Genomic DNA, 7,324 nt, shown 5'->3' on the forward strand with positions numbered 1-7,324 from the left:
CTTCACCTGCCTTCAGGGATGTGGAGCCAGGCTCTTACTTGACGCCGATGTTCAGGTAGTCGTACTCACCCGAGAACGCCGAGGTGGAGACCACGTTGGTGGCGTTGTCCGGGCGGTACAGGAAGACCTTGAAGTAGGTCAACGGGACGTAGACCGCCTGGTCCATGACCTTCTTGTCGACGTCGCCGTAGATCTTCTCGCGGGCCGTCTTGTCGGGGTTGATCGCGGCGTCGTCGAGCAGCTTGTTGATCGCCGGGTCGTTCAGCTGGGCCAGGTTGTTGTTGCCGGACGGCTTGATGGTGCGGCCGTCGACGATCTGCTGGAGGAAGCCGTAGCCGGTGGGCCAGTCGGCGCCCCACTGCATCATCATCAGGCCGATGTTGTGGTCGGCGGCGAACTGCGGGGAGCCGGCGCTGTCCTGCAGGTACTTGCCCTGCGGGTACTGCTGGATCTCGGCGTTGATGCCGACCTTCTTCAGCGCGGCCTGGATCGAGGTGGCCGCGGCGACCTCGGTGGCGCGCTCGGTGCGGGCGGAGAGGACGGTGTTGATGCCGCCCTCCTTGCCGCAGGCCTTCAGGGCCTCCTTGGCCTTGGCCTCGTCGCCCTTGTTGTCCTTGGTCTCGTACGTGTTGAAGTCCTGGTGGCCCGGGATGTCCGGCGGGAGCACCGTGTTGGCGATCTGGCCGCGGATCGGGCCGCCGAGGGTGGTCTGCACCGAGACCTTGTCGACCGCGTACTGCACGGCCTTGCGGCACTCGATGTTGTCGAACGGCGCGAGCTTGGAGTTGATCGCCATGTAGACCAGGCGGCCGCCGTAGGCGTTGTCGGTGTTCGCCTTCAGCTTCGGGTTCTGGAGGATCTGCGCCTGGGTCTGCGGGTCGACGCCGCCGCCCACCAGGTCGACCTGGGCGTTGCCGGCCAGCAGGTCCTTGTCGATGGTGGACTGGTCGATGTTCATCCTGAGCACGATCTTGTCCGCGAGCTGCTTGCGGATCGGGTCGGTGCTCGGGTCCCAGTTGGTGTTGGGCACCAGGACGGCCTGCTTGCCGTCCTCGTAGGACTCGAACTTGTAGGAGCCCGAGGAGGCGATCTTCTTCACGTACTCCGAGCCGGTGTCCTTGGCCTGCGGGACGGGCGCGGTCTGCGGGGCGCTGACCAGGTAGTCGAAGTCGGCGAAGGGCTGCTTCAGGTGGAAGACGATCGTGGTGTCGTCGGGCGTCTCGATCGAGTCGAGGCCGCCCTCCTTGTCCTTGTACGGGCCGGCGTACGGCGTGGCGTTGTCCACCAGGTGCTCGCGGAAGTAGACCGGGCCGTTGGAGTTGACGTCCAGCGCGTAGTTCGAGCGCTCGACGGCGTACTTGACGTCCTTCGAGGAGATCGGGCTGCCGTCGTCGTACTTCAGGCCCTTGCGCAGCTTGTACGTCCAGGTCAGGCCGTCCGCGCTCACCTGGCCCATCGACTCGGCGAGGTCGGGGACGAGCTTGTTGCCCTCGTCGCCCGGCGCCGGGTTGAAGGTGGTGAGCGAGCGGGCGTACAGGCGCGAGAAGTTGTAGATGTACGCGTAGTACGTGTTGCCCGGGTCGAGCGAGTCGGGGGTGCCCTTCATCTCGAAGGTCACCGTCCCGCCCTTCTTGTCCGAGGCGTTGACGATGCCCTTGGTGGCGGCGTTGGCGCCGGAGCCGCCCGCGGCGCCGGAGGACGAGGCGGAACCGCCGCCCTTCGACGAGCTGGTGCAACCGGTCACGACCAGGACAGCGGCGGCTGCGGCCGCGGTCAGGGCGACGGTACGGGACCTACGCATGGGTGAGATCAACCCCTTGGGGATGGGAGGCGGTGAAGGAGGGTCCTGACGGCGCATCACATGATGCGTGGTCATGTGCGGCGGGGTCAGTTGCTCTTGGGATCGAGGGCGTCGCGAAGACCGTCGCCGAGCAGGTTGAAGGCGAGCACGGTGATGAAGATCGCCACACCGGGGACCACCATGTACTGGGGGTCCACCTGGTAGTACCGGATCGCGTCCTGGAGCATCCCGCCCCAGGAGGCCTGCGGAGGCTGGATGCCGACGCCGAGGAAGCTCAGCCCCGCCTCGAAGAGGATGTTGGTCGGGATCAGCAGGGTCGAGTAGACCAGGATCGGACCGACCAGGTTCGGCAGCAGCTCCTTGAACAGGATGAACGGGCCGCGGGCGCCGAGGCTGCGGGCCGCGTGGACGAACTCCCGCTCGCGCAGCGAGAGCGTCTGGCCGCGCACGATCCGGCCCATGTAGGGCCAGTTGAAGAAGCCGATCACGAAGATCAGCACCAGCATGTGCAGCGGCAGGCCGTGCAGACCGAAGGCTCCGCCCTGGAGCGAGGTCGAGATCGCGATGGCGAAGAGCAGCAGCGGGAAGGCCAGGAAGACGTCCATCACCCGGCTGATCACGGTGTCCACCCAGCCGCCGTAGTAGCCGGCCATGATGCCGAGCACGGTGCCGATGGTGTTGGACAGCAGGGTCGCGCCGAAGGCGACCAGCAGGGAGACCCAGGAGCCCTCGATGACGCGGGTGAGCAGGTCACGGCCCTGCGACGGGTCGATGCCGAGCGGGTGCTCCAGGCTCATGCCGCCCCAGTCGCCGAACGGCAGACCGCCGAGGTCGGCGTCCAGCAGGTCCTGGTGGAGAGCGTCGGGGTCGAGCCCGAACATCGACTCGATCGGCTTGGCCAGCACGGCGAGCAGGATCAGCAGGATCACCACGACGCCGCCGGCGACGGCGGCCTTGTCCCGCTTGAAGCGGGCCCAGGCGATCTGGCCGAGGGAGCGGCCCTCGATCTTCTTGGCCGGTCCGGCGGCGGCTGCTGCCTCCGGCTCGTTCCCGGCGGTGGTCACGGATGTCATGGTCAGTTGGTCCCCTCGCCGACGGTGGCCGGCCCACGGGTGCCGGTCGCCGTCTTCGGCGGTGCGGCTGCGGACGTGCGGAGGTGCTTAGGAGGAGCGGGTGTTGACGGCAGTGCGTCGTGCACAGGCACTGCCACCACGCGGGATGGGCGTCGCGTGGACGGGCTGTCGGCGTGCGCGCTCACCTTTGTGGGGTTCCAGCACGCGCGGTGCGTTGCGCAGAACTCTCTGCCATCCGAACTGGCTTGCGCCAGCCCTGACAACCGACAGATGCCCAACTGTGATCTGCGTGCATGCACCTCCCCAGTCTTCGGCATATACCTCTTCACATGGCTGTATCTGCCATGTCAAGATGACCGGGCCGCACATCCGGAAATTCGTCCGGAAAGCATCGAAGCCGACTTGACGGACAATCAAGTCGGCTTCGGGGAATGTGTTTTGGGATTCAGCGCCCGGGGTAGCCGGGCCACGGCCGCTGCGGCTGCTGCTGCCAGCCCTGCGCCGGCGGCTGGGTGCCGTACGCGTAGCCCGGCATCGACTGCCCGGGGTACGGCGGCGGGGGCACCGGCGGGTACGGGCCGGTCGCCGGGCGCCCCGACTCCCGGTCGAAGAACGGCCGCGCGTTGGCGCGCATCCACAGCGCCACCGGGTCGTACTCGTCCGACATCGCCACCGTGGACACCGCGAGCCCCTCCGGGGCCACCGCGATCGCGCGCTGCATCAGCGCCCGCACCGCCTCCACCGCCGGCGGCGAACTCTCGTAGAGGTCAAGGCCGATGGCCAGGTACGGCTCCCCCACCGCGGGCTGCACCCAGGCCCGGCGCAGCGCCCGGACGGCGCGCACCTCGGTGGCCTGCCGCTCCAGCAGCGCGAAGAACGGCTGGGCGTTCAACTGCGGCTCGCTCAGCTTCAACGGCCCGGCCGGCAGCCGGTCCAGGCCCGCGGCGACCCGTCGCAGGTCCGCCCAGGGCACCCCGACGCCGCCGCCGGGCGCGTGCGGGTTGAGCCACAGGCCCCAGCGGGTGCGGTACAGCGAGGCCGCGATCTCCCGGCCGGAGACGACCTCGTGGGCCCGCCCCCAGCCGGAGGCGGTCAGCTGCTCGGGCGAGGTGACGGCCGGCGCGTAGCCGTGGCCGCTGATCTCCATGTTCCCGTACTGCGCGTCCGCGCTGCCCGGCGTGCCGTGCCACAGCAGCATCCAGACCCGGCCGTCCGCCAGCGCGTGCAGCAGCCGCTCGTACGCGTCGTAGCGCTCCGGCGCGACGTCGCGCAGGGCGCGCTCCAACGCGCCGGGATCAGCTCCCGGGCGCCCGGCCGGTGCCTGGCCCCAGGGCCCCGGCACACCGCCCGCTCCCGTTCCCGCACTCATGCGCCCACCTCGCCGCGCCTCTTTCCCTCAACCCGCCGACCCGTCGGCCGTCTGCACGCACCCTATGGCGCGGCACCGGCCACCGCCACGGCGACGTGCCTCTGATCCGGACCCGCTCACGCCCGCGTGTGGAAAGGCAGTACCCGGGTGAGCAGCCACTCGACCACCGGGTCGTCGGCGAGGTCGAGCAGTACGAGGTGGACGCCCCCGGGCAGCGGCGCGGTTCCCAGCGCTCGCCCGAGTGCGTCGTTCACCGCGGCCGGGTCGGCCGGGGCCGCCGGGTCCAACTGGACGCCCACGAACATCACGGTCGGCTCGCCTTCGATGCTGGCCAGCGCCCTGCGGGCGGTCAACACGCCGGGCAGCGCCGACAGTTCGCTCCGGCAGGCGGCCAGGAAGTGCTCCGGGTCCTCGCCCGGCACCGGCTCGCGCAGCGCCACCCGGCCGCCGGTCGGCGCCGCGGCGCCCTCGGCCTGCTCCCAGCGGTCCTCGCGCGGGCCGCGGCGCAGCTCGGCGACCCCCTGCGGCGGCACCGGGAGGCCCACCGCCGCGTCCGGGTTCACCGCGATGCCCACGCCCAGCGGCAGCCCGCGGGCGAACTCCCACACCGGCGCGATCGCGAAGGCCATCCCCGGCGCCTGCTGGAGGAACACCTCCTGCGAGGAGAACACCGGCACGTACGGGTCGCCGCCCAGCTCGATGGTCGGCAGGTCCAGCGCCTGCCCCTGCGGGTCGGCCCCGGCCGGCAGCGGCACCCACACCTGGCTGCGCGCCAGCACCTCGAACACCCGTGGGGTCGCGCCCGGGTCGCCCAGGGCCGCGGTCAGCACCTGCTCCAGCTCGTTGGCCGGCCAGGAGCCGCCCGTCGGCGCCTCCTCCGGTCCGCCCCACCCCTGCTGCTGCTCCACCGGGTACCCCATGCGCCGCCGATTCCGCCCTCTGCCGTCGGCCGCCCACTGCCGCACCGACGCGCAGCAGTCTAGAGGCGTGCGGGGGGTGTGGTCAGGACTCGTGTTCGGGTCCCGCGCGGTGTGACCGGGTCCCCCCTCCCCTCGCCGTCCGGGACGTGCCATGATGTGCCCGTCCGACGGCATGCGCCGCGGGCCCCCACAACTCCATACCGGCCGCTCGAACCCGCGCGGGAGAGCCCGGAGTGCCGCTCAGGCACAGCCGGCGCCGAAGGAGCAAGTCCTCCCCGGAATCTCTCAGGCACCCCTACCGCACGGGTTAGGCACATCTGGAAAGCGGCGCCCGGCCCTGTCGTGCGCCCACCCACGGTGCAAGCCGTCATGCTGTCCCCCAAGCTGGAAACGGCTGCGGGCGGCGGGGCGGTGAAGCTCTCAGGTTCGACGACAGATGGGGAGACCCACGCCGCCGCATGCCCGCGCGCAGGGTCGGCCCCCAGCGGGTCCGGTCCGGTGCGTGCACCCCTGAGTGCCCCGACCGAGGAGTTCCTGGCCATGTCGTCCCTCCGCCTGACCGCGCTCGACGCGCTGCACCGCGCCCTCGGCGCGACCATGACCGACTTCGCCGGCTGGGACATGCCGCTGCGCTACGGCAGCGAGCGCGAGGAGCACCTCGCCGTCCGCACCAAGGCCGGCCTGTTCGACCTCTCGCACATGGGCGAGATCACCGTCACCGGCCCGCAGGCCGGCGAGATGCTGGACCACGCGCTGGTCGGCTTCGTCTCCGCGCTGGGCGTGCTGCGCGCCCGCTACACGATGATCTGCGCCGAGGACGGCGGCATCCTGGACGACCTGATCGTCTACCGCCTGCGCGAGGACGCCTTCCTGGTCGTCGCCAACGCCTCCAACGCCCAGCTGGTCCTCGACGAGCTGATCGCCCGCGCCAAGGGCTTCGACGCCGTCGTCACCGACGACCGCGACACCTACGCGCTGATCGCCGTCCAGGGCCCGGAGGCCACCGGCATCCTGGCGGAGACCACCGACGCCGACCTGCCCGGTCTGAAGTACTACGCGATCCTCCCGGCCCAGGTGGCCGGCAAGGACGTGCTGCTGGCCCGCACCGGCTACACCGGCGAGGACGGCTTCGAGATCTTCTGCCACCCGGTCGACGCCGAGCCGGTCTGGCAGGCGCTGACCGCCGCCGGCGAGGGCCGCGGCCTGGTCCCGTGCGGCCTGTCCTGCCGCGACACGCTGCGCCTGGAGGCCGGCATGCCGCTGTACGGGCACGAGCTGTCCACCGACCTGACCCCGTTCGACGCCGGCCTGGGCCGGGTCGTCCGCTTCGACAAGACCACCAACGAGGGCGCCTTCGTCGGCCGCAAGGCCCTGGAGCAGGCCGCCGCCGCGGCCGAGACCAACCCGCCGAAGGTGCTGGTCGGCCTGGTCTCCGAGGGCAAGCGGGTGCCGCGCGCCGAGTACACCGTGGTCTCCACCGAGGGCGAGCCGATCGGCCGGATCACCTCCGGCGCGCCGTCCCCGACCCTGGGGCAGCCGATCGCGATGGCCTACGTCGACGCCGCCCACGCCGCCCCCGGCACCACCGTCGCGGTGGACGTGCGCGGCAAGCACGAGCCCGTCAAGGTCGTGGCGCTGCCGTTCTACAAGCGCGCCCGCTGAGCCCTCGCACGCCCCCGGTTTTCCCATACGCGCACGTCGCAGCCGTCCGCGCGGCGGCCCGCTTCGTCGTACCCGCTTCCCATCCTGGAGAATGACGCCATGAGCAACCCCCAGCACCTTCAGTACACCAAGGAGCACGAGTGGCTGACGGCCGCCGTGGACGGTGTCTCCACGGTCGGCATCACCAAGCACGCCGCGGACGCGCTCGGTGACATCGTCTACGTGCAGCTGCCCGAGGTCGGCGACACCGTGACCGCCGGCGAGACCTGTGGCGAGCTGGAGTCCACCAAGTCGGTCAGCGACCTGTTCTCCCCGGTGACCGGCGAGGTCGTCGAGGTCAACCAGGACGTCCTGGACGAGAACGCCCTCGTCAACAGCGACCCCTTCGAGGGCGGCTGGCTGTTCAAGGTCCGTGTCGAGGCCACCGACGAGCTGCTCAGCGCCGACGAGTACGACGCGCTCACCAACCCCCAGGGCTGAGCCCCCGACGGGGCGGGCC

General features: G+C 70.9%; 6 protein-coding genes and 1 riboswitch. Of the genes, 2 read left to right on the forward strand and 4 right to left on the reverse strand.

Translation table 11 applies throughout. The features are described from left to right. Positions 1–34: 34 nt before the first annotated feature. The 4 genes from ACFU6K_RS25025 to ACFU6K_RS25040 all read right to left on the reverse strand — a co-directional run bounded on the left by ACFU6K_RS25025 (position 35) and on the right by ACFU6K_RS25040 (position 5,163). Positions 35–1,801 carry an ABC transporter substrate-binding protein gene (locus ACFU6K_RS25025; protein ID WP_380666549.1) on the reverse strand — a complete coding sequence of 589 codons (1,767 nt, stop codon included), beginning with the start codon at positions 1,799–1,801 and terminating at the stop codon, positions 35–37. A gap of 86 nt (positions 1,802–1,887) precedes the next feature. Then, positions 1,888–2,874 (reverse strand): ABC transporter permease, encoded by a 987-nt coding sequence (locus tag ACFU6K_RS25030; protein WP_380666551.1) that lies wholly within the window; start codon positions 2,872–2,874, stop codon positions 1,888–1,890. A gap of 445 nt (positions 2,875–3,319) precedes the next feature. Next, the gene (locus tag ACFU6K_RS25035) at positions 3,320–4,243 is read right to left on the reverse strand and encodes an enhanced serine sensitivity protein SseB C-terminal domain-containing protein (protein WP_380666553.1); all 924 of its coding nucleotides are present in this window, start codon (positions 4,241–4,243) and stop codon (positions 3,320–3,322) included. A gap of 116 nt (positions 4,244–4,359) precedes the next feature. Further along, entirely contained in the window at positions 4,360–5,163 is an 804-nt protein-coding gene (locus ACFU6K_RS25040) for an enhanced serine sensitivity protein SseB C-terminal domain-containing protein (RefSeq protein WP_380666555.1), read from the reverse strand. Between the two features lie 209 nt (positions 5,164–5,372). Continuing rightward, positions 5,373–5,474: riboswitch (glycine riboswitch) on the forward strand. Positions 5,475–5,703: 229 nt separating this feature from the next. Between ACFU6K_RS25040 and gcvT the strand changes: the two genes are divergently transcribed. Together gcvT and gcvH are read left to right on the forward strand one after the other, a co-directional pair. Further along, positions 5,704–6,825: a glycine cleavage system aminomethyltransferase GcvT gene (gene gcvT / locus ACFU6K_RS25045; protein ID WP_380666557.1), complete on the forward strand. Its 1,122-nt coding sequence runs from the start codon at positions 5,704–5,706 to the stop codon at positions 6,823–6,825. Between the two features lie 99 nt (positions 6,826–6,924). Continuing rightward, the gene (gene gcvH / locus ACFU6K_RS25050; RefSeq protein WP_380666559.1) at positions 6,925–7,305 is read left to right on the forward strand and encodes a glycine cleavage system protein GcvH; all 381 of its coding nucleotides are present in this window, start codon (positions 6,925–6,927) and stop codon (positions 7,303–7,305) included. Positions 7,306–7,324 lie beyond the last annotated feature (19 nt).

Source organism: Kitasatospora sp. NPDC057512 (assembly GCF_042802135.1).
Classification (GTDB): domain Bacteria; phylum Actinomycetota; class Actinomycetes; order Streptomycetales; family Streptomycetaceae; genus Kitasatospora.